Annotated in this window: 20 protein-coding genes; 11 read left to right on the top strand and 9 right to left on the bottom strand. The window is 69.0% G+C overall.

Annotated elements, in window-relative coordinates; genetic code table 11:
- Nucleotides 1-27 precede the first annotated feature (27 nt).
- Both AB0I53_RS10310 and AB0I53_RS10305 read right to left on the bottom strand, forming a co-directional pair.
- Nucleotides 28-690 carry a hypothetical protein gene (locus AB0I53_RS10310; protein ID WP_358599535.1) on the bottom strand — a complete coding sequence of 221 codons (663 nt, stop codon included), beginning with the start codon at nt 688-690 and terminating at the stop codon, nt 28-30.
- A 69-nt stretch (nt 691-759) separates the two neighbouring features.
- A complete protein-coding gene (locus tag AB0I53_RS10305; protein WP_358599533.1) occupies nt 760-990 on the bottom strand; it encodes a hypothetical protein in 231 nt (76 codons plus the stop codon).
- Nucleotides 991-1,317: 327 nt separating this feature from the next.
- On the opposite strand from AB0I53_RS10305, the gene AB0I53_RS10300 reads away from it, so the two are divergent.
- The 7 genes from AB0I53_RS10300 to AB0I53_RS10270 all read left to right on the top strand — a co-directional run bounded on the left by AB0I53_RS10300 (nt 1,318) and on the right by AB0I53_RS10270 (nt 7,493).
- The gene (locus AB0I53_RS10300) at nt 1,318-2,277 is read left to right on the top strand and encodes an ATP-binding cassette domain-containing protein (RefSeq protein ID WP_358599725.1); all 960 of its coding nucleotides are present in this window, start codon (nt 1,318-1,320) and stop codon (nt 2,275-2,277) included.
- A 65-nt stretch (nt 2,278-2,342) separates the two neighbouring features.
- On the top strand, nt 2,343-3,092 hold the full coding sequence (locus AB0I53_RS10295) for an ABC transporter permease (RefSeq protein ID WP_358599530.1): 750 nt from the start codon (nt 2,343-2,345) through the stop codon (nt 3,090-3,092).
- A 47-nt stretch (nt 3,093-3,139) separates the two neighbouring features.
- Complete coding sequence (locus AB0I53_RS10290) at nt 3,140-3,799, top strand: GntR family transcriptional regulator (protein WP_358599527.1); 660 nt, start codon at nt 3,140-3,142, stop codon at nt 3,797-3,799.
- A 161-nt stretch (nt 3,800-3,960) separates the two neighbouring features.
- On the top strand, nt 3,961-4,362 hold the full coding sequence (locus AB0I53_RS10285; protein ID WP_358599524.1) for an SgcJ/EcaC family oxidoreductase: 402 nt from the start codon (nt 3,961-3,963) through the stop codon (nt 4,360-4,362).
- 18 nt (nt 4,363-4,380) lie between these two features.
- Nucleotides 4,381-5,013, top strand: a complete 633-nt coding sequence (locus tag AB0I53_RS10280; protein ID WP_358599521.1) for a helix-turn-helix domain-containing protein — start codon at nt 4,381-4,383, stop codon at nt 5,011-5,013.
- A 257-nt stretch (nt 5,014-5,270) separates the two neighbouring features.
- Nucleotides 5,271-6,752, top strand: a complete 1,482-nt coding sequence (locus AB0I53_RS10275; RefSeq protein WP_358599518.1) for an NCS1 family nucleobase:cation symporter-1 — start codon at nt 5,271-5,273, stop codon at nt 6,750-6,752.
- Nucleotides 6,753-6,776: 24 nt separating this feature from the next.
- On the top strand, nt 6,777-7,493 hold the full coding sequence (locus AB0I53_RS10270) for an aspartate/glutamate racemase family protein (protein ID WP_358599515.1): 717 nt from the start codon (nt 6,777-6,779) through the stop codon (nt 7,491-7,493).
- 28 nt (nt 7,494-7,521) lie between these two features.
- Here the strand turns inward: AB0I53_RS10270 and AB0I53_RS10265 are convergent, their stop codons facing one another.
- Complete coding sequence (locus AB0I53_RS10265; RefSeq protein WP_358599512.1) at nt 7,522-8,721, bottom strand: transcriptional regulator; 1,200 nt, start codon at nt 8,719-8,721, stop codon at nt 7,522-7,524.
- A gap of 161 nt (nt 8,722-8,882) precedes the next feature.
- On the opposite strand from AB0I53_RS10265, the gene AB0I53_RS10260 reads away from it, so the two are divergent.
- Nucleotides 8,883-10,700, top strand: a complete 1,818-nt coding sequence (locus tag AB0I53_RS10260) for an NAD(P)/FAD-dependent oxidoreductase (protein ID WP_358599509.1) — start codon at nt 8,883-8,885, stop codon at nt 10,698-10,700.
- Between the two features lie 53 nt (nt 10,701-10,753).
- Here AB0I53_RS10260 and AB0I53_RS10255 read toward each other — a convergent pair whose 3' ends face one another.
- The gene (locus tag AB0I53_RS10255) at nt 10,754-11,911 is read right to left on the bottom strand and encodes an LLM class flavin-dependent oxidoreductase (RefSeq protein ID WP_358599506.1); all 1,158 of its coding nucleotides are present in this window, start codon (nt 11,909-11,911) and stop codon (nt 10,754-10,756) included.
- Between the two features lie 213 nt (nt 11,912-12,124).
- Between AB0I53_RS10255 and AB0I53_RS10250 the strand changes: the two genes are divergently transcribed.
- Nucleotides 12,125-13,600 carry an AMP-binding protein gene (locus AB0I53_RS10250; protein ID WP_358599503.1) on the top strand — a complete coding sequence of 492 codons (1,476 nt, stop codon included), beginning with the start codon at nt 12,125-12,127 and terminating at the stop codon, nt 13,598-13,600.
- Between the two features lie 48 nt (nt 13,601-13,648).
- On the opposite strand, the gene AB0I53_RS10245 is transcribed toward AB0I53_RS10250, so the two are convergent.
- Nucleotides 13,649-14,764, bottom strand: a complete 1,116-nt coding sequence (locus AB0I53_RS10245) for a nitronate monooxygenase (protein ID WP_358599500.1) — start codon at nt 14,762-14,764, stop codon at nt 13,649-13,651.
- A gap of 253 nt (nt 14,765-15,017) precedes the next feature.
- Here AB0I53_RS10245 and AB0I53_RS10240 point away from each other — a divergent pair, with 253 nt between their 5' ends.
- On the top strand, nt 15,018-16,463 hold the full coding sequence (locus AB0I53_RS10240) for an MFS transporter (protein WP_358599497.1): 1,446 nt from the start codon (nt 15,018-15,020) through the stop codon (nt 16,461-16,463).
- A 10-nt stretch (nt 16,464-16,473) separates the two neighbouring features.
- Nucleotides 16,474-17,061: a TetR family transcriptional regulator gene (locus AB0I53_RS10235; protein WP_358599494.1), complete on the top strand. Its 588-nt coding sequence runs from the start codon at nt 16,474-16,476 to the stop codon at nt 17,059-17,061.
- 139 nt (nt 17,062-17,200) lie between these two features.
- On the opposite strand, the gene AB0I53_RS10230 is transcribed toward AB0I53_RS10235, so the two are convergent.
- The 4 genes from AB0I53_RS10230 to AB0I53_RS10215 all read right to left on the bottom strand — a co-directional run bounded on the left by AB0I53_RS10230 (nt 17,201) and on the right by AB0I53_RS10215 (nt 22,156).
- Nucleotides 17,201-19,249 (bottom strand): tetratricopeptide repeat protein, encoded by a 2,049-nt coding sequence (locus AB0I53_RS10230; RefSeq protein WP_358599491.1) that lies wholly within the window; start codon nt 19,247-19,249, stop codon nt 17,201-17,203.
- Between the two features lie 250 nt (nt 19,250-19,499).
- A complete protein-coding gene (locus AB0I53_RS10225; RefSeq protein WP_358599488.1) occupies nt 19,500-20,120 on the bottom strand; it encodes an HAD family phosphatase in 621 nt (206 codons plus the stop codon).
- Nucleotides 20,121-20,160: 40 nt separating this feature from the next.
- On the bottom strand, nt 20,161-20,766 hold the full coding sequence (locus tag AB0I53_RS10220) for a TetR family transcriptional regulator (protein WP_358599485.1): 606 nt from the start codon (nt 20,764-20,766) through the stop codon (nt 20,161-20,163).
- On the bottom strand, nt 20,750-22,156 hold the full coding sequence (locus tag AB0I53_RS10215; RefSeq protein WP_358599482.1) for an AMP-binding protein: 1,407 nt from the start codon (nt 22,154-22,156) through the stop codon (nt 20,750-20,752). The genes AB0I53_RS10220 and AB0I53_RS10215 overlap by 17 nt, the downstream gene beginning before the upstream one ends.
- Nucleotides 22,157-22,213 lie beyond the last annotated feature (57 nt).

Below are 22,213 nucleotides of genomic sequence, written 5' to 3'. Positions count from 1 at the left end.
TAGCAGCACAAAGTACTCACGGGCCGGTCACGCCTCTGCGGATTCCGCGGTGGCGTGGTCGTAGTAGGCGAGGACGCCGCGGGCTCCGTGGAGGGCGAAGTCCGCTTCCGGGTTTGCCGGCTTTCCCGCCATCTCGATGATTTCGCGCATCGTCACGTTCACCAGGTCGTCGAGCGCTCGCCAGCGCGCCGCCGGGTCGGTGCCCTCCCGGGTGTCCGGGGCGAAGTCGTCCTCGCTGCGCCGCAGCCCCTCGCGCAGTTGCCGGATGAGCTTCATGAACGTGCCGTGGCCGCGCCCGGGCACCAGGTCGTCGGCGCGGGACGACAGCAGGCCCGCCATGTAGGTGATGTCCTCGACGTGGTTGCCGAGCCACTTTCGGCGCCGGTAGATGCCGCCCAGCTCCGGCCACCGCTTGCGAGCCGCCTGCCGGGACCGGCCGGTGACCGCGCTCAGGTCTGCGAGGCTCGCGCCGAGCCACACCGTTTCCACCGCCGCCGTGGCGGTGTGCCGCCCCGCCGCGTCGGCCATCAGCTCCTCCGCCTCCAGCGCGGCGCGGAACCTGCCGAGCGCGGCCACCCGCCGCTCCTGCTCGTCGCCGAAGTCGCTGCCCTTCGGGCCCGGATCGATCGCCTCGACCGGCACCGCGTTCGCCATCTGCCGCACCAACCGCTCGGCTTCTTCCGCCGACATGTCCAACCTCCTTGTAAACCTTGGGTTCACAGTAGCACTGTGAACCCAAGGTTTACAACTGCGCGAGAGTCACCCGTCGGCCGCGTCGTCCTCGGCGAACTCCTCCATGAGTCGCCGACTGGCGTGGAACAGCTCGGCGAAGCTGGCGAACTTCGCCAGTTCCCCGTACTTGGGCTCGAACAGATAGGCGGCCCACTCGCCCTCCGGGCTGGCCTCAGCAGGATCGAGAAGCCAGAAGTCTTCGCCTTCCGCGACATCCAGCGACGGCTCGCCCGGGCCGGGACTTGAGCAGCACTGCACCTTCAGGCAGCCCCACGGCCCACCAGGCGCAACATGACCCGATTTGCGAACCCGAGACAGCAGAGCTGCAAACCTCTGGTTTACAACTGAAGTCATTCAAGAAATTCCAGAAATGGCCGCCGACCTGCGAATTCACCTCTACGCCGAGTCCGCGCCGAGCACGTCGGGCTCGACGTTTTCGCAGGTCAGAGCAAACATGAAAGTGCTGTTCATGTTTGACCGCCGGTCTCTCCGCGCGCCAAGATCGGTCATCTCGCCCGAAACCCCCGAACCGGGGTTTCCTCGTCATGCCCAAATTCAGCGGCAGCCGAATCGAAGGAGCCGATGATGATCCACGCCCGCGGCCTGACCCGCCGGTTCACCGTCAAACGCCGGCCGGTCGACGCCGTGCGCGGGCTCGACCTCGACGTCGAGCCCGGCCAGCTGGTCGCATTCCTCGGGCCGAACGGCGCCGGCAAGTCGACCAGCCTGCGAATGCTCACCACGCTGCTGCCGCCCACTTCCGGAACGGCCACCGTCGCCGGGCACGACATCATCGCCGCGCCCGCCGCGGTGCGCGCCCGCATCGGCTACGTCGGCCAGAAGAACAGCGCCGGCGAGAACTTCCGCGCCCGCGACGAGCTGATCACCCAGGGCCGCAGCTACGGCCTGACCCGCCACGACGCCCGGCGCCGCGCCGACGAGGTCCTCGACCTGCTCGACCTGACCTCGCTGGCGGCCCGCAAGCCGGGCACGCTCTCCGGCGGGCAACGCCGCCGCCTCGACATCGCGATGGGCCTGGTGAACCGCCCGGCGCTGCTGTTCCTGGACGAGCCGTCCACCGGCCTGGACCCGCACAGCCGGGCCAACATCTGGGAGCACGTTCTGCGGCTGCGCGAAGAACACCGCACGACGCTGCTGTTCACCACGCACTACCTCGACGAGGCCGACAGCATGGCCGAGCGGGTGGTGATCGTCGACCGCGGCCGGGTCATCGCCGACGGCACGCCCGAGCAGCTCAAGGCCGACCTCGCCGGCGACCGCATCACCATCACCGTCGCCGAGCCGGACGCGGCACCGGCGGCCGAGGCGGCGGCCCGGCTCGGCTCCCCTGACGCCGTCACCGTCGACGGCCCGTCGGTAGAGATCCGCGTGCCCCGCGCCGACACCGCGCTGCCGGAATATCTGCGCGCCTTCGAGGAGACCGGGATCAAGGCGATCGCGGCCGAAACCGCGCGCCCCACCTTGGACGACGTCTTCCTCGCGCTCACCGGCCGAAGCCTCCGCGAGGGCGAAGCGGAGTCGTGAGCTCGAGTGCCGGTTCTTACCGGCTTGCGCACTCACGACCCCCGAACCTCAGAAAGGACCGATCGATGCAGTTCTTCCGCGACACCGCAACGGTTTTCGCCCGGGAGATCACTCCGGCGCTGCGCGAGCCGGTGGCGATCCTGTTCAGCATGGCGCAACCGGTGCTGTTCCTGTTCTTCTTCGGGCCGCTGCTGGCCGGCACCTCCGGCTTCGACGCCGCGCCGTGGCAGTGGTTCGTGCCGGGAATCCTGGTGATGATGTGCCTGTTCGGCCCGATGATGGCCGGCTACAACCTGCTGGTCGAGCTCGGCGGCGGCTCGCTGGAGCGGATGCTGGTGACGCCGCTGAACCGCTCGGCGATGCTCGTCGGCCGCACCCTGAAGGAGTTCGCTCTGCTGCTGGTGCAGGCGGTGCTGCTCATCGCCCTGTCCGTGCCGCTGGGTTTCCAGCTGCACCCCGCCGGAGTGCTCGCCGGGCTGGCCCTGCTGCTGGTGTTCGGTGTCGGGCTCGGCACGCTGTCGTTCGTGCTGGCGATCGCCTCGCACCCGGGCGGCGAGCTGTTCTACGCGATCACGCAGCTCGTGCTGTTCCCGTTGCTGCTGCTGTCCGGCGTGCTGCTGCCGATGGACTTCGGCCCGGCGTGGCTGCAGGTCGTCGCGCAGTTCAACCCGGTCTCGCACATCGCCGACGCCGAGCGGGCGCTGTTCTCCGGGCAGCTCGCGGACCTGTCGGTGCTGTACGGGATCATCGCGGCGAGCGTCATCGCCGCTGCCGGTCTGTGGTTGGGAACGCGCGCCATGAAGCGCGGGGTCTGAACCCGCCTCGCATAGGCTGGGGGCAGCGCGACCCAGGAGGAGGAGCCGTGTCGGTCACCGGTGAGCAAGCCGCGGATACCCGCATCCCCCTGCGCGACCAGGTGCGCCAGGAGTTGCAGGCCCGCATCGCCGATGGCCGGTTGCGCCCCGGTGACCGGATCTTCGAACAGGAACTCGCCGCCGAGCTCGGGATCTCCCGGGTTCCGGTGCGCGAGGCGATCCGGATGCTGCAGAGCGAAGGGTTCGTCGACGTGCTGCCGCGCCGCCGGGGCGTGTTCGTCCGCGGCCTGGACCGCCAGCAGGTCAAGGAGCTGTTCGAGGTCCGCGAGGCGCTGGAGGTCTACGCCGCCCGGCTGGCCGCCGAGCGCGCCGAGACCGCGGACGTGGCGCAGCTGGCCGATCTCGCCGGCAAGGCGCGCGATGCGCACGAGTCCGGCGACGTCAACGCGATGTCCGACGCCAACGCGACCTTCCACGACAAGCTCGTCGGGCTCGCGGGCAACGACCTGCTGGCGTCGATGCTGGAGCCGCTGCACAGCCGGCTGGCCTGGCTGTTCCGGATGAACCTGGAACCCGAGCGGGTGTGCACCGAGCACGAGGAGCTCCAGGCCGCGATCGCCGCCGGCGACGCCGACCGGGCCGCCGAGGTCGCCAAGCAGCACGTCCTGTCCAGCCGCCAGATGGTCCTGGAACGCATGCTCTTCTGACCGCTGAGCTCAGCGCGCCGCATTCGGCAACTCCCGACGAGCGCTCCTGGCTCGGGGCATGCTGCCGATCTCCCCAACTCCTTGACGCTGGGTAGCCGCACGAATACTGTGAACGCATGTTCATGAACACGTGTTCATGAGCGATCTCGGGAGGTATCCGAATGACGAATGACGCGGACGTGGCGGCGCTGGAGCGGCTCGAACGGCAGCAGACCGACGCGTGGGGACACGACGGCGCGGCCTTCGCCGCGACCTTCACGGAGAGCGCCGACTTCGTCGACGTGATGGGCGGGCACCTGCACGGCCGCGAGGCCATCGCGAAGAGCCTGCAGGACGGGTTCGACACGTTCATGGCCGGCACCCGGATGTCGGCCCCGCGGGAACGGCGCGTGGAGTTCGTGTCACCCGAGCTGGCCGTGGTCATCAACAGCGGGAACTGCGTCCTCCAGCCCGGCGCGACCGAATGCCGGGTCGAGGACCTCTCGATCCAGACGAAGGTCGCGGTCAAGCAGGACGGCCAGTGGTTGTTCCAGACCTTCCAGAACACCCGCGTCCGCGCCTGATTCCAGCGAGGGACTGAAATGCCGAGAACCCCGGCCGCACTGCGCGACGCCGGCGGCCCAGGGATTCGCGAACACCTGATCCGCGTCGCCGAGGGCCTGATCGCGCAACGCCGCACCGAAGGGTTGACCGTCCGCGCCATCGCGCGCGAAGCGCAGGTCGCCGACGGCGTCCTCTACAACTACTTCGACGACAAGGAGGAACTCCTCGCGCACGCCTTGCTGGCGCACATCGAGACGGCCGAACGAACCCTGGCGCCCCCGCCAGCGCCCGGCGACGGCGCGATCGAAGCGAACCTCGCAGCACACCTGCGGCACATTCTCGATCTGCACGAGCGAATCCTGCCCGCATTCGCCGGGTTGCTGAGCCAGCCCAAGGCGCTCGCCCGGTTCAACACCTGGCCACGATCGAAGAAGGGGAACAACCTCCAGCAGACCCTGGCCGCGCACATCCGCGCCGAGCAGGAACTCGGCCGGATCGATTCCGGAGCGGACGCCGACGCCGCTGCGACCTTGATCGTCGGCGCCTGCTACGAATTCGTGCTGCCCCGCCTGCTCCAACCGTCGACGGCCGAACCGCTCGAGGTTCCGCCGGAGTTCATCGACAGGCTCGTCGAAACGCTCCTCAACGGCGTTCGCCCCGCGAAACCCTGACCGCGCCGAACGCGGCGCTGTTGGAGATTTCCACATCCCGGATCCCTTGTGCCACAACGACACGAGGGATCCGGTGCGTCGGCCGGGAAACCACGTCCGGCAAAGATTTCGGTATACGAACAACGCCGACTCACTCTTGACCGGTGGTTCTTCCGGGCCTACCTTACGTATACATATTCTTATACTTCCACATCGTGGAAGAAATGAGAAAATCAAGGTAGCCGAATGTTTCAACGTGGAAACCCGGGAGCAGCCTAATGACCGCGACGGACAACCGATCTGCCACGGATCCGCCCGGCACCGCCAGCACCACTCTGTACAGCTACGACCTCGCCCCGACGAAGAAGGAAGGGCGCCGCTGGGGCGCCTACAACGTCTTCACGCTCTGGGCCAATGACGTGCACAGCCTCGGCAACTACGCCTTCGCCATCGGCCTGTTCGCGCTCGGGCTGAGCGTATGGGGCATTCTACTTGCATTCGTGCTGGCCTCGGTGCTGTTGTTCCTGCTCCTGACGTTGTCCGGCTACATGGGCCACAAGACGGGCGTGCCCTTCCCGGTCATGAGCCGCATCGCGTTCGGCACCAAGGGCGCGCGGATCCCGGCGGCCGTCCGCGGCATCGTCGCCATCGCCTGGTTCGGCATCCAGACCTACCTCGCGTCGGCCGTGCTGAACGCCCTCCTCGTGGCCATGTTCCCCAGGCTGCAGTTGCTGGAGACCACGTCCGTGCTGGGGCTGTCGACGCTCGGCTGGATCACCTTCCTCGTGCTCTGGGCGGTCCAGGTCCTCATCGTCAGCTACGGCATGCACGTGATCCGCAAGTACATGGCGATCGCCGCGCCGACCACGCTCATCACGATGTGCGCGCTGGCGATCTGGATGTTCGTCCGCGCGGGCGGTTCCATCTCGATCTCCACCTCGCAGCCGCTCACCGGCGGGGCGATGTGGCTGCAGATCCTGCAGGGCGCCGCGCTCTGGGTCGTGATCTACGGGACGTTCGTGCTGAACTTCTGCGACTTCACGCGCTCGGCCAAGAGCCGCAAGTCGATCGTCCGCGGGAACCTGATCGGGATTCCGGTGAACATGCTCTTCTTCGCCGGCATCGTCGTCGTCCTCAGCGGCGCGCAGTTCAAGCTGGACGGACGGGTGATCACCAGCCCGACCGACATCGTCCAGACGATCCCCAACCTGATCCTGCTCGCGAGCGCCTCGATCGCCCTCATCATCCTGACGATCGCGGTGAACCTGATGGCCAACTTCGTGGCACCGATCTACGTGCTCGTGAACCTCTTCCCGCAGAAGCTGAACTTCCGCCGGGCGGGGCTGGTGAGCGCCGTCATCGGTCTCGTCATCCTGCCCTGGAACCTCTACGACAACCCCGTGGTGGTGAACTACTTCCTCGGCGGCCTCGGTGCGCTGCTCGGCCCGATCTTCGGCGTGATCATGGCGGACTACTGGTTGCTGCGGAAGGCGCGCGTCAACGTCCCGGACCTCTACACCGAGAACCCGGACGGCGACTACCACTACCGCAACGGCTACAACCCCAAGGCCGTCTGGGCGTTCGTCCCCGCCTCCGCGATCTCCGTCATCGTGGCGCTGGTGCCCGTCTTCGAGGTCGTCGCCGGGTTCTCCTGGTTCATCGGGGCGATCCTCGGCGCGGCCATCTACGCCGTCATCGGCGACCGCAAGCCCGAATTCCGCGACGTCGACGGCGAAGCCATCGCGGTCGCCGCCGAGTGAACCAGCGAATCCATGAGGGGAAACATGAGGATCGTCGTCGCCAACGTCAACACGACCGAGGCGGTCACCGAGGCAATCCGGCAGCAGGCCGTGAAAGTCGCCTCCTCCACCACCGAGATCGTCGCGGTGACACCGGATTTCGGGGCGGGCTCGGTGGAGGGCAACTTCGAGAGCTACCTGGCCGCGGTGGCGGTGATGGACCGCGTCAGTCGGCTCGAAGAGCCCTTCGACGCGCTGGTGCTGGCGGGCTTCGGTGAGCACGGCAAGGAAGGGCTCGCGGAGCTGTTCGACGTGCCGGTCGTCGACATCACCGAGGCCGCCGCGCACACGGCCTGCCTGATCGGCCGCCGCTACGCGGTGGTGACCTCGCTGCGCCGCACGCTCGGCCAGATCCACGACCGCCTCCAGCTGATCGGCCTGACGGGCCGGTGCGCGGCGCTGCGTGCCGCCGAGATCCCGGTGCTGGAGCTGGAGGCCGACGAGGACCGGGCCGCGACGCGCATCGTCGAGGAGGCGCGGCTGGCGGTGGAGCAGGACGGTGCCGACGTGATCCTGCTCGGCTGCGCCGGAATGGCGGGCCTCGCGGAGCGGATCGAAGCGGAGGTCGGCGTCCCCGTCGTCGACGGAGTCGCCGCGGCGGTGAGCCTGGCGGAGGCCCTGGTGAGCCAGAACCTCACCACCTCCAAGCGCGCCTATCCCACGCCCAGCCCCAAACCCCTGAAGGGCTGGCCGCTGCAGTGAACAACTGGCAGTTCACCGCGCCCGAGGATCACGGCGGGCCCGGTGCGCGGTGGACTGCCAACTGGACGCCATCGGCCAATCGGTAGGGCCTGGTTTCCACGAGAGTCCCGTGCAGGCGGCGCAGCCGCGACACCTCCGCGCGCACGGTGACGAGATGCTCGGTGTCCCCGAACAGGGCCCGGCTGAGCGCTTGCGCGGTGAGGCCGGCCGGCCCGGCGGAGTGCAGGAGCGCGAAGATCTCGGCGTGCCGATTGGTCAGCGGGCGGTGCCATTCGGCGTCACCGGAGCGCAGGCGGAGCACCGGCGGACCGGACAGGTCGAGGTCGAGCAGCACCGTCCGCCCGCGGTTCGACGGCCGGATGAGCCAGCCGTCCGCCAGCCGCTCGGGCAGGCAGGCGCCGAGGCCGGGCACCGCGATGACCTGCCCGTCGGCCGGTGCGGCGATCCGGTCTCCCACCGCGATGCCCGAGCTGTGCGCGACCCAGCCGTCGTCGTCGACCAGCAAGGCCGGCCCGGAGGCGGCGGCCAGCAGCGGCTCGGCCGACTGCCGCAGCCGTTCCAGGCCCTGCCGGTGGCCGCGCCAGAGCTGGGCTTCGGCGAGCCGCCGCGCCGTCTCGACCAGGGCGCCGATCGCCGGATGCAGGGTCAGTGCCGGCCCGCTGACGTCGACGACGCCCAGCAGCGCGCCGGTGCGCGGGTCGTGGATCGGCGCGGCGGTGCAGTACCACGGATGCTGGCCCTGTTCGAAGTGCTCGCCCGCGAGCAGCTCGACCGGTGCGGCCTCGGCCAGTGCGGTGCCGATCGCGTTGGTGCCCACGTTCGCCTCGGTCCACTGGGCGCCAACGCGGAAACCGAGATCCTCGGCCCGGCGCCGGACCGGCGACGCGCCCTCCTGCCAGAGGATGACGCCATCGGCGTCGGTGACGACCAGCAGCAGCGGCGAAGCGTCGGACACGGCCCCGATCACCTGCCTGAGTTCGCCGATGACGTTCCGCAACGGCGAATCGTGCCGCCTTCGGGCGAGCGCTTCCTCGGCGAGGGCGGCGCGGGCATTGAGGCCGTCGGCGGTGAGACCGAGCCCGAGGACGCGCGACCAGGAACGGGAGACGAGGTCGCGAGGGCGCAGCTGCGGCCGGCTTCCGGAGATGACGGCGTCGTGCATCCGCACCAGGTCACGGGCGTAATCGGGCAGGTGCCGGCCCGGCGGGACAGCGTGCGGAACGCTCACCTGTCCACCTCCCGCGCCATCGCTCTCGCCGCGATGATATGTGGCACCGGTCACTGCACGCGATAGCCGGGCCGGAATGCAATTCCCTGCAACCCTTGCCGACCACCTCAACGAGGCGTGTGATCTGCATTACTCGATTACTGGGATGACAGGGAGTTGCGATGACGCAGACGATCGACCCGGTGGCACGGCCCGGCTCCCCGCAGGCGCGCGTCGATGCCTGGCTGAATCGTTTCGAGTCCGCGCTCGCGGCCCGCGACGCCAGGCAGGCCGCCGAGCTGTTCGCGGTCGACAGCTACTGGCGGGACCTGGTGTCGTTCACCTGGAACCTCAAGACCGTCGAGGGGCGCGAGGGCATCGCGCACATGCTGGCGGCCTGCCTGGGCAACACCGCCCCCTCCGGCTTCCGCACCGCGGAGGCCCCGGTCGAGGCGGCGGGCGTCATCGAGGCGTGGATCGAGTTCGAGACGGCCAACGGCCGGGCGAAGGGGCATCTCCGGCTGACCGACGAGGGTGCCTGGACGCTGCTCACCAGCCTGCGCGAGCTCAAGGGATTCGAGGAGCCGCAACGCGAACGGCGCCCGAAGGGCGCCCACCACGGGACGATCAAGGGACGCCGTTCGTGGGTCGAAGAACGCGACCGGGAGAAGTCGGAGCTGGGCCGCGAGCAGCAGCCCTACGTCGTCGTCATCGGCGGCGGGCAGGGCGGCATCGCGCTGGGCGCGCGGCTCCGCCAGCTCGGCGTGCCGGCGCTCGTCCTCGAACGCAACGCCCGCGCCGGGGATTCGTGGCGCAAGCGCTACAAGAGCCTGTGCCTGCACGACCCGGTCTGGTACGACCACCTGCCGTACCTGCCCTTCCCCGACAACTGGCCGGTCTTCGCGCCCAAGGACAAGATCGCCGACTGGCTGGAGATGTACACGCAGGTGATGGATGTGCCCTACTGGACGGGATCCGAGGTCACCTCCGCCGACTGGGACGACGAGACCGAGCAGTGGACGATCGTCGTCGACCGCGACGGCGAGACGATCACCCTCACGCCCCGCCAGCTCGTCTTCGCCACCGGGATGTCCGGCAAGCCGAACATCCCGTCGTTCCCGGGAATGGAGCTCTTCGAAGGCGATCAGCACCATTCCTCCCAGCACCCCGGCCCCGACGCCTACGCGGGCAAGCGGGCGGTCGTGATCGGCTCCAACAACTCCGCCCACGACATCTGCGCGGCGCTGTGGGAGCACGGCGCCGCGGTCACCATGGTGCAGCGCTCCTCCACGCACATCGTCAGGTCCGAATCGCTGATGGACATCGCCATGGGCGACCTCTACTCCGAGCGCGCGGTGCGGGCCGGGATGACCACCGACAAGGCCGACATGGTCTTCGCGTCGCTGCCGTACCGGATCATGCACGAGTTCCAGATCCCGGTGTACAAGCAGATCCGGGAGCGCGACGCGGACTTCTACGACCGGCTGGAGAAGGCCGGATTCCTGCTCGACTGGGGCGACGACGAGTCCGGGCTGTTCATGAAGTACCTCCGCCGCGGCTCCGGCTACTACATCGACGTCGGCGCCTCCGAGCTGGTCGCCGACGGCGAGATCGCGCTCGCCCGCGGCAAGGTCGACCACCTCACCGCCGACGGCGTCGTGCTCTCCGACGGCACCGAGCTGGCGGCCGATCTGGTCGTCTACGCGACCGGGTACGGCTCGATGAACGGCTGGGTGGCGGACCTGGCCGGCCAGGAGATGGCCGACAAGGTGGGCAAGTGCTGGGGCCTGGGTTCGGGCACGACGAAGGATCCCGGGCCGTGGGAGGGCGAGCAGCGCAACATGTGGAAGCCCACGCAGCAGCAGGGCCTGTGGTTCCACGGCGGGAACCTGCACCAGTCCCGGCACTACTCGCTCTACCTCGCCCTGCAGCTCAAGGCCAGGTTCGAGGGCATCCCGACCCCGGTCTACGGCCTGCAGGAGGTGCACCACCTGTCCTGACCGCCCGGCGGCGCCTTCGGCCAACGCCCGGTCGAAGGCGCCGTTTCCGGCGGCTACGCGCGTTCGGCCTCGTACTTCTTGGCCATGTGGGCCACCGCGTCGTGCTGGGCTTGGGCGTGGCCTTCCCTGGTGTCCCGCGCCCGGGCCTTCGCGTCCAATGTGGACTGATGCTGTCCCTGGAAGGCCGGCATCACGTGCTGGGCGATCAGTTCGTAGGAGCGCTTCGTCGCCGCCGGGTTCGCCCAGTCGTGTGCCATCAGCAGCATCGCGCCGAACCCGCCGGACTGGCCGACCAGCCGCTGCACCTGCTCCGCCGCATCTTCCGGGGTGCCGATCACGCCGACGCCCGAATCGCGGATGAACGCGATCATCTCCCTGATGTCGCCGCCCGACACGTGCATCTGCGGGAAGGCCGCGATCTTCTGGAAGTACTCGAACCAGTCCGCGATCCCGTGCTCGACGTCCCGGTACGCCTGCTCCCGCGTCTCCGCGACGTGCATCAGGCCGACCAGCCGCCACGCCCCGCGATCCACCTCGGCACCGAACGCCTCGGCGCGCTCGGTCATGATGCCCCAGTGGTAGCCCAGGGCGTCGAAGCTCTCGGCGGTGAGCGTCGCGCCGATCGACAGCAGCCCGACACCGTGCCGCCCGGCCAGCCGGGGGCCGGTCGGAGACGCCACCGCGGCCACCGCCACGTCGAACAGCGGATCCGAATAGGGCCGCAGCTGCAGGCGCGCGTCGACGAGGTTGTGCGTGCGGGTCTGCGCGGTGACCGCTTCGCCGCGCAGCAGGCGCAGCACGATGTCGAGGTTCTCCTCGAGCAGCTCGCGGGTCTCGGTCGGGTTGAGGCCGATCATCGCCGAATCCGTGGGCAGCGAGCCCGGCCCGACGCCGAGCATGACCCGGCCGCGCGTGAGGTGGTCCAGCAGCACCATCCGGTCCGCCACCCACAGCGGGTTGTGGTAGGCCAGCGAGATCACGCCGGTGCCGAGCCTGATGTGCCGGGTGCGTTCGGCGGCCGCGGCGATGAAGATCTCCGGCGAGGCGATCAGCTCGCTGCCCGCCGAGTGGTGTTCGCCGATCCACGCCTCGTCATAGCCGAGCGCGTCGAGGTGCTGGATGAGTTCGAGATCGCGGTGCAGCGCTAGGGTGGGGTTCTGGCCCGCGGTGTGGAACGGTGCCAGGAAAACGCCGAAACGCAGCTTGCTCACGCCTACCTCCTGGGTAGCCCGGGATGCCTTCCCCAGTGCACTAAAGCCGCCGCCGGACCGCAATCGCCCGACCGGACAAGCCGAAATAGCCTGCGCCTATCGGTTCGTTAGGCGTGCTGTCTTTGTCGTACCCACCGGTCGGTGATTCATTCGGTGCAAGCCGGGCGGTTTCCGCTGTCCGCCGGTCCGAAGTGGACGACAAGGAGCTTGAGAGTGCCCGCAGCCGACCGGCCAGTCGCCGGTACCCCGTTTCCCGTCCGGTTGGCCGAACTCGCCGCCGCCGAACCCGACCGCGCCGCGCTGACCTGCGAAGGCACCACGCTCACCCGGGCCGAGCTGGAATCGGAGTCGAACCGGCTGGCCCGCGACCTGCTGGCGCACGGCGTGCGGCAGGGCGACTTCGTCAGCATCGTGCTGCCCAACGGGGTGCCGTTCGTGCTCGCCGAGATCGCGGCCTGGAAGGTCGGCGCGGTGCCCCAGCCGCTGAGCCCCAAGCTCCCGGCCGGTGAGCTGGCCGAGATCATCGCGCTGACCGAGCCGGCGCTGGTGATCGGCGACGTCGAACCCGAGCTGTCCGGCGGGCGCCCGGTGCTGCCCGCGCGGTTCCGCTCCGCCCAGCAGGACGACGGCCCGCTGCCGGTGGCGGTCTCCCCCGCGTGGAAGGCGCCGACCTCCGGCGGCAGCACCGGTCGCCCCAAGGTGATCGTCGCGGGGCGGCCGGCGCTGGTGGAGGACGTGGAATCGTCCGCGGACAGCTTCGGCATCGAGCCCGGCGGCGTCGCGCTGGTGCCTTCCCCGGTGTCGCACAACGCGCCGAACATGTCGGTGGCCATGGGATTGCTGCGCGGCAACCACGTGATCCTGATGCGCCGCTTCGACGCCGCCGAGACGCTGCGGCTGATCGGCGAGCACCAGGTGACCTGGCTGTACGTGGTGTCGACGATCCTGGGCCGGATCGCGAAGCTGCCCGCGGAGGTGCGCGACGCCGCGGACATGTCGAGCCTGCGCGCCATCTTCCACACGGCGGCGCCGGTGCCGGTGTGGCTGAAGAAGCAGTGGATCGACTGGGTCGGGCCGATCCTGCGCGAGCTGTACGCGGGCACCGAGGCGCAGGCCGCCACATTCATCACCAGCGAGGAGTGGCTGGCGCACCCGGGCTCGGTCGGCCGGGTGCTGCGCGGCGAGATGCAGGTGCGCGACGCCGAAGGCCGGGTCCTGCCGCCGGGCCGGGAAGGCAAGGTGTGGATGCGCACGCCGACGGACGTCGAGCCGACGTACCAGCTGCTGGGCGGGCACGCGCAGGTCGGCGAGGGCGGCTGGGAATCCCTCGGCGACATCGGCTGGTTCGACGAGGACGGATACCTCTACCTCGGCGACCGGGAGACGGACATGATCCTGGTCGGCGGCGCGAACGTGTACCCGGCGGAGCTGGAAGCCGCGCTGGGGCTGCACGACGCGGTGGTGGACAGCTGCGTGATCGGCCTGCCCGACGACGACCTCGGCAACGTCCCGCACGCGATCGTCCACCCGCGCCGCCCGGTGACCGAAGCGGCGCTGCTGGAACACCTCCGCGCCCGGGTGGCGGCCTACCGCCTGCCCCGGAGCTTCGAATTCGTCGCCGCTCCGCTGCGAGACGAGGCGGGCAAGATCCGCCGCTCCCGCCTCCGGGCCGAACGCCTGCCCTCGTGAGTGTTCACTCCGGTTCTTACCGGAACGAACACTCACGAGCCGTGGCGGTCAGGTGAGCTTGCCGAGGTTGGTGAGGACTGCGGCGCAGTCGTCGATGATTTCGCCGGTGATGTCCGCCGCCGGTCGCAGCTCGTTGAACGTGCCGACGACTTGACCGATGAAGAACGATGCCAGGGCCTTCGCTCCGTCGTTGCCGGCTTCGGCAGCTCGGTTGATGCGCCGCCACGCCTCGTCGACCAGCATCGGTTGCAGTGGCATCGGCAGCGGCGCCGGGCTGCCCGGGCTCGCCCACTCGTCGTGCCACGCGCTGCGCAGCTGCCGGGCCGGTTTCCCGGTGCGAGTCGGCGAGCGCAGCGTGTCGCCGCTGGTCGCGGCCAGGAACTTGGCCTTCACCGAGGGTGACGTGATGTCCTCGTGGCTGGACAGCCACACCGATCCGCACCACACGCCGGCCGCGCCCAGCGCCAGCGACGCCGCCATCTGACGCCCGGTGGCGATTCCGCCGGCCGCCAGCACCGGCACGTCGCCCGCGAGATCCACGACCTCCGGCACCAGCACCATGGTCGCGATGGTTCCGGTGTGCCCGCCGGCCTCGGTGCCCTGCGCGACGAGCAGGTCGACGCCCATGTCGAGCTGCCGCTGGGCGTGCTTCGGCGATCCGACCAGCGCCGCGATCGGCACCCCGTCGGCTTTACCGCGCTCCAGCATCGCCGCCGGCGGCGTGCCGAGCGCGTTCGCGACCAGGGCGATCCGGTGCGAGAAGGCGACGTCCAGCAGCGGCTGCACGATCTCCGGGCCAACGCTGGCCGCGAAGCGGTCTCCCGCCGACGCCGTGTCGGACGACGGGATGTCGTACTTCGCCAGCAGCGAGTCGACGAAGTCGTAGTGCTCCTGCGGGATCTGGGCGCGCAGGCTGGCCAGGTAGTCGGCCGGGTCGCCGGTGGCCGTCTTGCTGGGCACCAGCACGTCGACGCCGTAGGGGCGGCCGTCGACCTGCTCCTCGATCCAGGTGAGCTGCGCGTCGAGTTCTTCCGGGGTGTAGCCGGTCGCGGCGAGCACGCCGATGCCACCGGCGTTGGTCACGGCCGCGACCACTCCGGGTGAGCGGTTGAATCCCACCAGCGGACTTTCGATGCCCAGCAGTTCGGTCAACGCGGTGCGCATGCGCGCTCCTTCCCATCGCCGGGGCGACATTGCGCCGGACAGCCGCATGATGCCTACTGCGGCCGCCGAACACCAGAACGCATTGCGCCGCCGTCGCCGCAATCCCCCACCCAGGTTTATCCACAGTGGACAAAGATGTGGGCGAAACATCCCGAATCGCGCTGAATCGACACCAGCAGCGCCTTGCGGCGCGAGGTGAACACGAGTTTACTTGCTTGGTGAACACAAGTTCACGCCGATAGCGAGGAGCCCGATGAGCTTGGCCACGCCCACCGCACAACGACGTTCGAGGCTCGTCATCGGAGTGCTCGCATCGTGCGGGATCGCGGTGTCGTTGATGCAGACCCTGGTCGTACCGCTGCTCCCGGAATTCCCCAGGCTCCTCGACACGTCGCGGTCCAACGCGGGCTGGCTGGTCACCGCGCCGCTGGTGGCCGGCGCGGTGTGCGCACCCGTCCTCGGCCGGCTCGGCGACATGTACGGCAAGCGCCGGATGCTGCTGATCTCGCTGGCCACGATGGCGGTGGGCAGCGCGATCGGCGCGGTCAGCGACGACTTCACCGCCGTGCTCGTCGGCCGGGTGCTGCAGGGCGCGGCGGTCGGCGTAGTGCCGCTGGGGATCAGCATCATGCGCGACGAGTTACCCGAGGACCGCGTCGGTTCCGGAGTGGCGTTCATGAGCGCGACGCTGGGCATCGGCGGCGCGGTGGGGCTGCCGGTGACCGGCGTGGTGGCCGAGAACCTCAACTGGCACTGGCTGTTCGCGGGCGCGGCGGTGTTCGCGATCGCCGAGATCGGGCTGATCCTCTGGGTGGTGCCGGAGTCGCCGCTGCGCACCGGCGGCCGATTCGACTTCCTCGGCGCGGTGGGCCTGTCGGCGGCGCTGACGTGCCTGCTGCTGGCGATCTCCAAGGGCAACGAATGGGGCTGGACCAGCGGCATCATCATCGGCCTGCTCGTCGCGGCGGCGGTGTTGTTCCTGGTGTGGGGCCTGTACGAACTGCGCGTCGGTGCGCCGCTGGTGGATCTGCGGGTGTCGGCCCGGCCCGCGGTGCTGCTGACCAACATCGCCTCGGTGCTGATCGGCATGGCGATGTTCGCCGGGTTCCTCGTGGGCTCGCAGATCATGCAGGCCCCGGAGGGCACCGGCTACGGCTTCGGCATGTCGCTGGTGCTGACGGGCCTGGTGCTGTTGCCCATCGGCGCCGCCATGGGTGTGTTCTCGCCGGTGTCGGCGCGGATCTCCCGGCGGCGCGGGCCGCGCACCACGCTGATCCTGGGCGGCACGGTGCTGATGGTGGGCAACCTCGCGGGATCCTTCCTGCACTCGCCGCTGCCGCTGGTGGTGTTCAACCTGACCGTGGGCGCGATCGGCGGCGCGCTGTCCTACGGCGCCCTGCCGACGCTGATCATGCAGGCGGTGCCGCAGACCGAAACCGCCGCCGCGAACAGCCTGAACAGCCTGGCCCGCTCGATCGGCACGTCCAGTTGCAGCGCCATCGTGGTCGCGCTGACGACCGGATCGGTGGTGCAGATCGCCGGCGTGAACTACCCGTCGACGTTCGCGTACTCCTGGGTGTTCATGGTGGCGGGCGCGGCGGCGCTGCTGGCCGCGCTGATCGCAGCGGCGACGCCGGGAACCCGCCGGTACACGCCTGTTACCGCGCAGGTGGCGACCACGGCGGGGCGGTCGCGCTAGCCTGAACGGCATGTCCAGCACGGCTCCGGCCACAGCGGTCGGCGAGGACCAGCGGCGCGACGCGTGCGCCACCCGCGAAGCCATCCTCAAGGCGGCGCGACGCCGCTTCTCGTCGTGCGGCTACGCCGACGTGACGCTGCGCGACATCGCGGCGGACGCCGAGGTCAGCGCGGCCCTGGTGATGAAGTACTTCGGCAGCAAGGAAAGCCTGTTCGCGGAGGCCTCGGGCTTCGAGCAGGACGCGGAGCGCCTGCTGGACTGCGAACTCCCCCGGCTCGGCGAACACCTGGTCCGGACGCTGCTGGACTACCACGACCGAACCCAGGGCGACCCGCTGGTGCGGGCGGTGTTCACGTCGTCGCGCCCGGCGGGAGCCCAGTTCCGCGCGAACTTCGAACAACAACTGGTCACCCGCCTGGCCAAGCGCCTGACGGGGCCGAAGGCCCGCCTCCGAGCGGAACTGGTCTGCAGCCACCTGATGGGCCTGGGAGCGGCCCGCCTGGTACTGAAAACCAAAGCGATCAGCGCAGAACCAAAGGAAAACCTGATCGCGATAACGGCCCCACTGCTCCAGAACTGGATCAACGGCCCGCTGTAAAAACACCCGAAGATCAGGCCGCCCAACGTTTCCCCAGGTCAAGACCCGTGTGCACTTTCTGTCGCCATAGCAACAAAAAGTACACACGGGCCCAACCAGCCAAAACGACGGCCGACACCCCTAGATCTGGCTTGTCGCGTTACTCGGCGTCCAGTGTGCTGAGACAGGCTCGGACGGTGTCTGCGTCGGAGTGGCCGAGCTGGTCGAGCACGACGAGCGCAGCCTGCCAGGCTTCCCGAGCTCCCTCCGCATCACCAGCAGTGCGCAGGGCTTCGCCGAGCTTGGTGAGGCTGGTCGCCTCGCCCAACTGGTGCCCGATGGCGTGACGGTGCTCCGCCGCCTTGCGGTAGGTGCGCACCGCGTTGTCGATGTCCCCCGCCTGAAGGTATGCGGACCCGAGGTTGGTCAGCGCGTAGCCCCGGGCGAATGGGGCATCGATCTCGCTGGCCCGGTGCAGATGGGTGAGTGCTGCGGTGAAGTCACCGAGGTGGGCCAAGGCCAGTCCGAGAACAGCGTCGGCCCCGGATTGAACTTCCTGGTCACCAGAATCGCCTAGTATTTGCAGTGCGTGTCGTGCGGAGGTCGCCGCATCCCCGTAGCGCTCCAACTCGAGAAAGATCTCCCCAAGCACGCCGTGTGTGCTGGCTTCCCAGAATTTGTCGCCGAGTTCGGCGAACAGTTCGGCGGCGGATTGCTGGTATCGAAGAGCTGCATCAGGTTCCCCGCGGAAGAGATGTGCCGTGCTGAGGTCGGCGAGCAGTCTTGCCTGTGCGGGAAGATCTCCATTCTCCGCAGCGACTTTGAGTCCGTCAGCGCTGCTGACTTTCAACTCGTCGATCAATCCGCGCAGCTTGAACGGGTAGGTGGCCGCATGTGCCAACCACGGGCCACGGGACATCTTTAGTGCCACTGCCTGCCGGATGGTGGCCAGCACGCCGGCGTGCTCGACATCCCACCATGCCAATGCGTCTTCATACGTGGCGAAGTCGCGCCATAGGCGTTCGTCGACGTACTCCAACTCGGGCAGGGGCCGACTTGGCAGCAGTCGTTGGTTGGCGGCGTAGGTGGTGTAGAGGTAGTGGTCGAGCAAGCGCTGCAACGCCGCGGTGCGTTCCTGCTCAGTTTCGTTCGCATGCGCGCACTCACGCGCATAGGCGCGCAGCAAGTCGTGGAAGACATAGCGGTCTCCCGCGCGTCGGGTGAGCAGATGCGCCCGGCAAAGCTCGGCTAGCGCCCGACGAGTGTGGCGCTGGCCCGCCCCGGCAAGTGCCGCAGCCGCGTCGAGGCCGACGTCCGGCGAATTCGGGAGTCCCAGCAAGCGAAACAGCCGAGCAGCCTGCGGGGAAAGCACGCGGTAAGACCAGGAGAACACCGCTCGGACACCGGTTCGCCCACCCAGATCCAGCGCATCAAGCCGATCACGCTCATCACGGAGATCAGCAGCGAGGTCTTCCAACGGTACGTCCGGTTCGGCTGCGGCTTGTGCGGCGACCAGGGTCAGCGCCAGCGGCAGTCCCGCGCAATGCTCCAACAACGCCGCCACCGCCTCCGGGGCGTTGGCCAGCCTTTCGTCACCGAGAAAACGAGCCAGCAATTGGCGTCCTTCGCCGCGGGTGAGCGTGGCCAGGGAGAGCCGCTGCGCACCGTGGTGAGCGACCAACCCGTCCAGCCGCTGACGACTCGTCACGACCACCAGACACCCGGCCGAGCCAGGCAGCAAAGGCAACACCTGCTCGGCATCACGAGCGTTGTCCAGCACAAGCAACATCCGCCGCCCGTGCGACAGCGTCCGAAACTGCGCCGCCCGAGCCTCCTCAGTCGCCGCTACCGCTTCCGGCGCCACTCCCAGCGCGGTGAGAAACCCGATCAACGCCTCCGCTGGAGCCATCGGATCAGCCACCGGATCAAAACCACGCAAATTCACATACAACTCACCGTCGGGAAACCGCTCCCGAACCTGCTGAGCCCACTGCACCACCAACGTCGACTTGCCCACCCCAGCAAGCCCGTCAACGGTCGACACCAGAACCGTGTGATCGTGGCCAGCGCCATTGAGCAGCGTGGTCAACGCATCCTGCTCGACCGTCCGGTTGACGAAATGCCGCACCGTCGCTGGAAGCTGACGCGGCACCTCCCACGGACGCCCCACCGAACCGGCCGAGCCATGAATGTGCACATCCCCCAGCACATTCTGCGCCTGAACAACATTCTCAGCCGACGACGCACTGTTCCGCGTCCCCCCGTCCGGCGATCCCACACATCCCCCTCAAACACACGACGAAAAACAACCAGTGTGACCCTGGCACAAGCACGATCGAACCTGCACCGCCATCCGCGCAAGCCACGAAGAGCAGGAACACCCGAAAAACAGGTCAATGCAGTTGCGAGGTTGGCAGCGCGTTGGTCGTGAGTGGTGGTTCCGGTAAGAGCCGGAGTCATCACTCACGAGTTCGGTTCAGCAGTGGTGCGAGGGTTTTTCGGAGTTGGGTCGGGTTTTGGTGGTGTAGGGATTGCATGCCGAGTTCTCGGGCCGCTTCGACGTTCTGGAGGGTGTCGTCGACGAACAGGCAGCGGGTCTCCGGGGCTCCTGCTCTGGCCGCTGCGAATCGGTAGATCTCCGGGTCGGGTTTCGCGATTCCCACTCGGGCGCTGTTGACCACTTCGTCCAGGAGATCCGCTATCCCGAGCCGGGCCAGGTCCGATTCCAGTCGGGTGGTCGCGTTCGACACCAGGACCACTGGGACGTGTTCTCTGGCCGCCGCGAGCAGTTCCGCTACTTCTTCGACGACTTCGCCTGCGTGGGCGGACCATTCGGCGACGAGCACGCGCGCCGCTTCCGGTGTTCCGCAGGCTTCGGCGAGATCGTCGGCGATTGCCGCGCGCCATTGCTCGTCCGTCTGGGCCCCGGTGATCGCGGGGTTCAGGCGGTCGGGCGCGAACGCCGTCTTGGCCAGCGTCCCCGGCGGCAGGCCGTTCGCGCGGTCCAGGCCGGACATGATTTCCGGGTCCCACCAGCGCAGAACCCCGTCGAGGTCACAGAGGATCGCATCGAACGACATGCCGACCATGATCACACAAACGCCCGCGTGAACCGACGATTCACAGTGGCAGGCCCGCCTCCAGGTGCGCCAGGCTCTGATCCAGTGCCTCCAGCGCGTTCAGGTCCGGGTTTTCCGCCCAGCGCAGCCACACCTCCAGCAGCACTCCGAACACCGCTCCGGTGAAGCTGCGAACCTCGGCGTCTTCGGGGGCGTGACCGGCCCGTTCCGCTACCAGCTCGGCGAGCACGTGCTGGGTCTGCTTGATGTTGCCCAGGCTCGCCGCCCAGAGTTCCGGGACGGTGAGCACGAGTTCCTGAAGTTGCCGCCGCTGCGCGACTTCTTCGCCGGACAGCCCCGCGAAGGCCGTTCGGATCGCCTCCCGGACGGCCCGCAAAGGACTCAGCTCCGCGGGTTGGGCGCGGAACGCCTCGACCACCTCCGGGGCGTAGCCGTCGGAGACGACGAGCTTCTCCTTCGTCGGGAAGTAGCGGAAAACCGTGCTGGGCGACACCTCCGCGGCCTCGGCGATCTGCTCGACGGTGGTCGACTCGTAGCCCTGGGTCGCGAACAACCGCAGCGCCTGCCGCCGGATCTCGGAGCGGGTCTTGGCCTTCTTCTTCGCCCGCAGCCCGCTGGCCGGGCTCGGTTCAGGGCTTGCCGTCATGGCTCAATTCTCCGTGCTGCGCCGACTCGAACGGGATCACGGTGCGGAACTTGCCGCCCCGGCTCTGCCGCGGCGGCTCCGCGGCCCGTTGCAGGTCGACGTCTCCCAAGCCCCGGTCGGCGAGGGCGCGGGCCAACCCGTCGAGCACGGTGCGCCACACCTGCTCGGCATCGACCCCGGTGGCGCAGGTCAGCCTGATCCGCAGCGCCATCGGCGCGGGCTGCTCGGCCTGGAACAGGCCGACCCCGGGCACCCGGTCGATCAGGGTGTTCAGCACCATCGACGGGATCTCGACCGTTCCCCCGCCCGGCGCGAGGAAGGCGAGCCGGTTGGCGACGCGACCGCGCACCTGGAACGCGGGCTGCGGGTTGCCGCACGGGCAGGCGTCCGGCCGCTGCAGGACGCTGTCGCCGAGGTCGTAGCGCAGGATCGGCTGAATCCGGTTGGCCAGGTTGCTCACCAGCACGGTGTGCGAGAGCTCCCCGGGCGCAACCGGCCGGTGGTCCGCGTCGACGGGTTCGAGCACCGCCCAATCGCTGTTGGCGTGGTACCAACCGTGCGCGCAGCCGTCGGTCAGGAAGGGGCATTCGGTGGCCCCGTAGGTGTCGCGGATGTCGGCGCCGAAGGCCGCGGCCATCCGCTCGCGTTCTGCTGGCGTGATCGCCTCGCCGGCCGTCTCCACCAGCAACGGATCGATGCGCAGGCCGCCGTTCTGCTGCTCGCGGGCCAGCAGGGAAAGCACGCTGGCGTAGCCGAGGACGATCGCGGGCCGGAAGCGGTTGAGCCCGGCCACCAGCTCCTCCATCGACGCGTGCGCGGAGAACACCCGCACGATGCGGCGGGTGACCGGGTTGGCGAACAGCCGCTCGGACCCGGCCGCCACCAGGAAGTGGCCACCGGTGGCGACGACCAGCGCCATCCGGCCACCGCGCGCCACCGCCTTCGCCAGCCCGGCCGCGCCCAGCCAGGCACCGCGCATCCGCGAGGCCAGCGCGACGTTGACGGTCAGCGCCCGCTCGTCGACCACGAAAATGCCCGGTGCGCCGGTCGTCCCCGATGTCGTGATCAGCGTGTACCGCCCGGCGAAGGGCCGTCCGGCCGATTCGGGGTCGGCCACGAACTCCTGCGCCGCCGCCCACGTCACCGCGCGGTCGGTGACCCAGTCGTCGAACTCCGCCATCAGCGACTTCTTGCCGGTCACCGGCAGCAGCGCCGGGTCGGTGACCCGATCCGGCAAACCGCGGTAGAGCCGCCGGTAGAAGGGCGAATTCGCCCTGGCGAAGGCGACCTGCTCGGCCAACCGGGCCCGCCCGCGCTCGGCCATCGCCTCCGGGCCGAGCCGGCGCAGCCGGTTCGCCTCCCGCAGCCGCCCCAACATGCTCTCGCGCACAGCCGCTCCCTCCCGAGAATGTTGACAGTCTACTCCCATTTGAAAGTCGACTGTCAA

This window comes from Saccharopolyspora sp. NPDC050389, assembly GCF_040655595.1.
GTDB lineage: Bacteria > Actinomycetota > Actinomycetes > Mycobacteriales > Pseudonocardiaceae > Saccharopolyspora.
The sequence above is the reverse complement of the archived record's forward strand: the minus strand, read 5'-3'. Positions and strand labels throughout refer to the sequence as shown.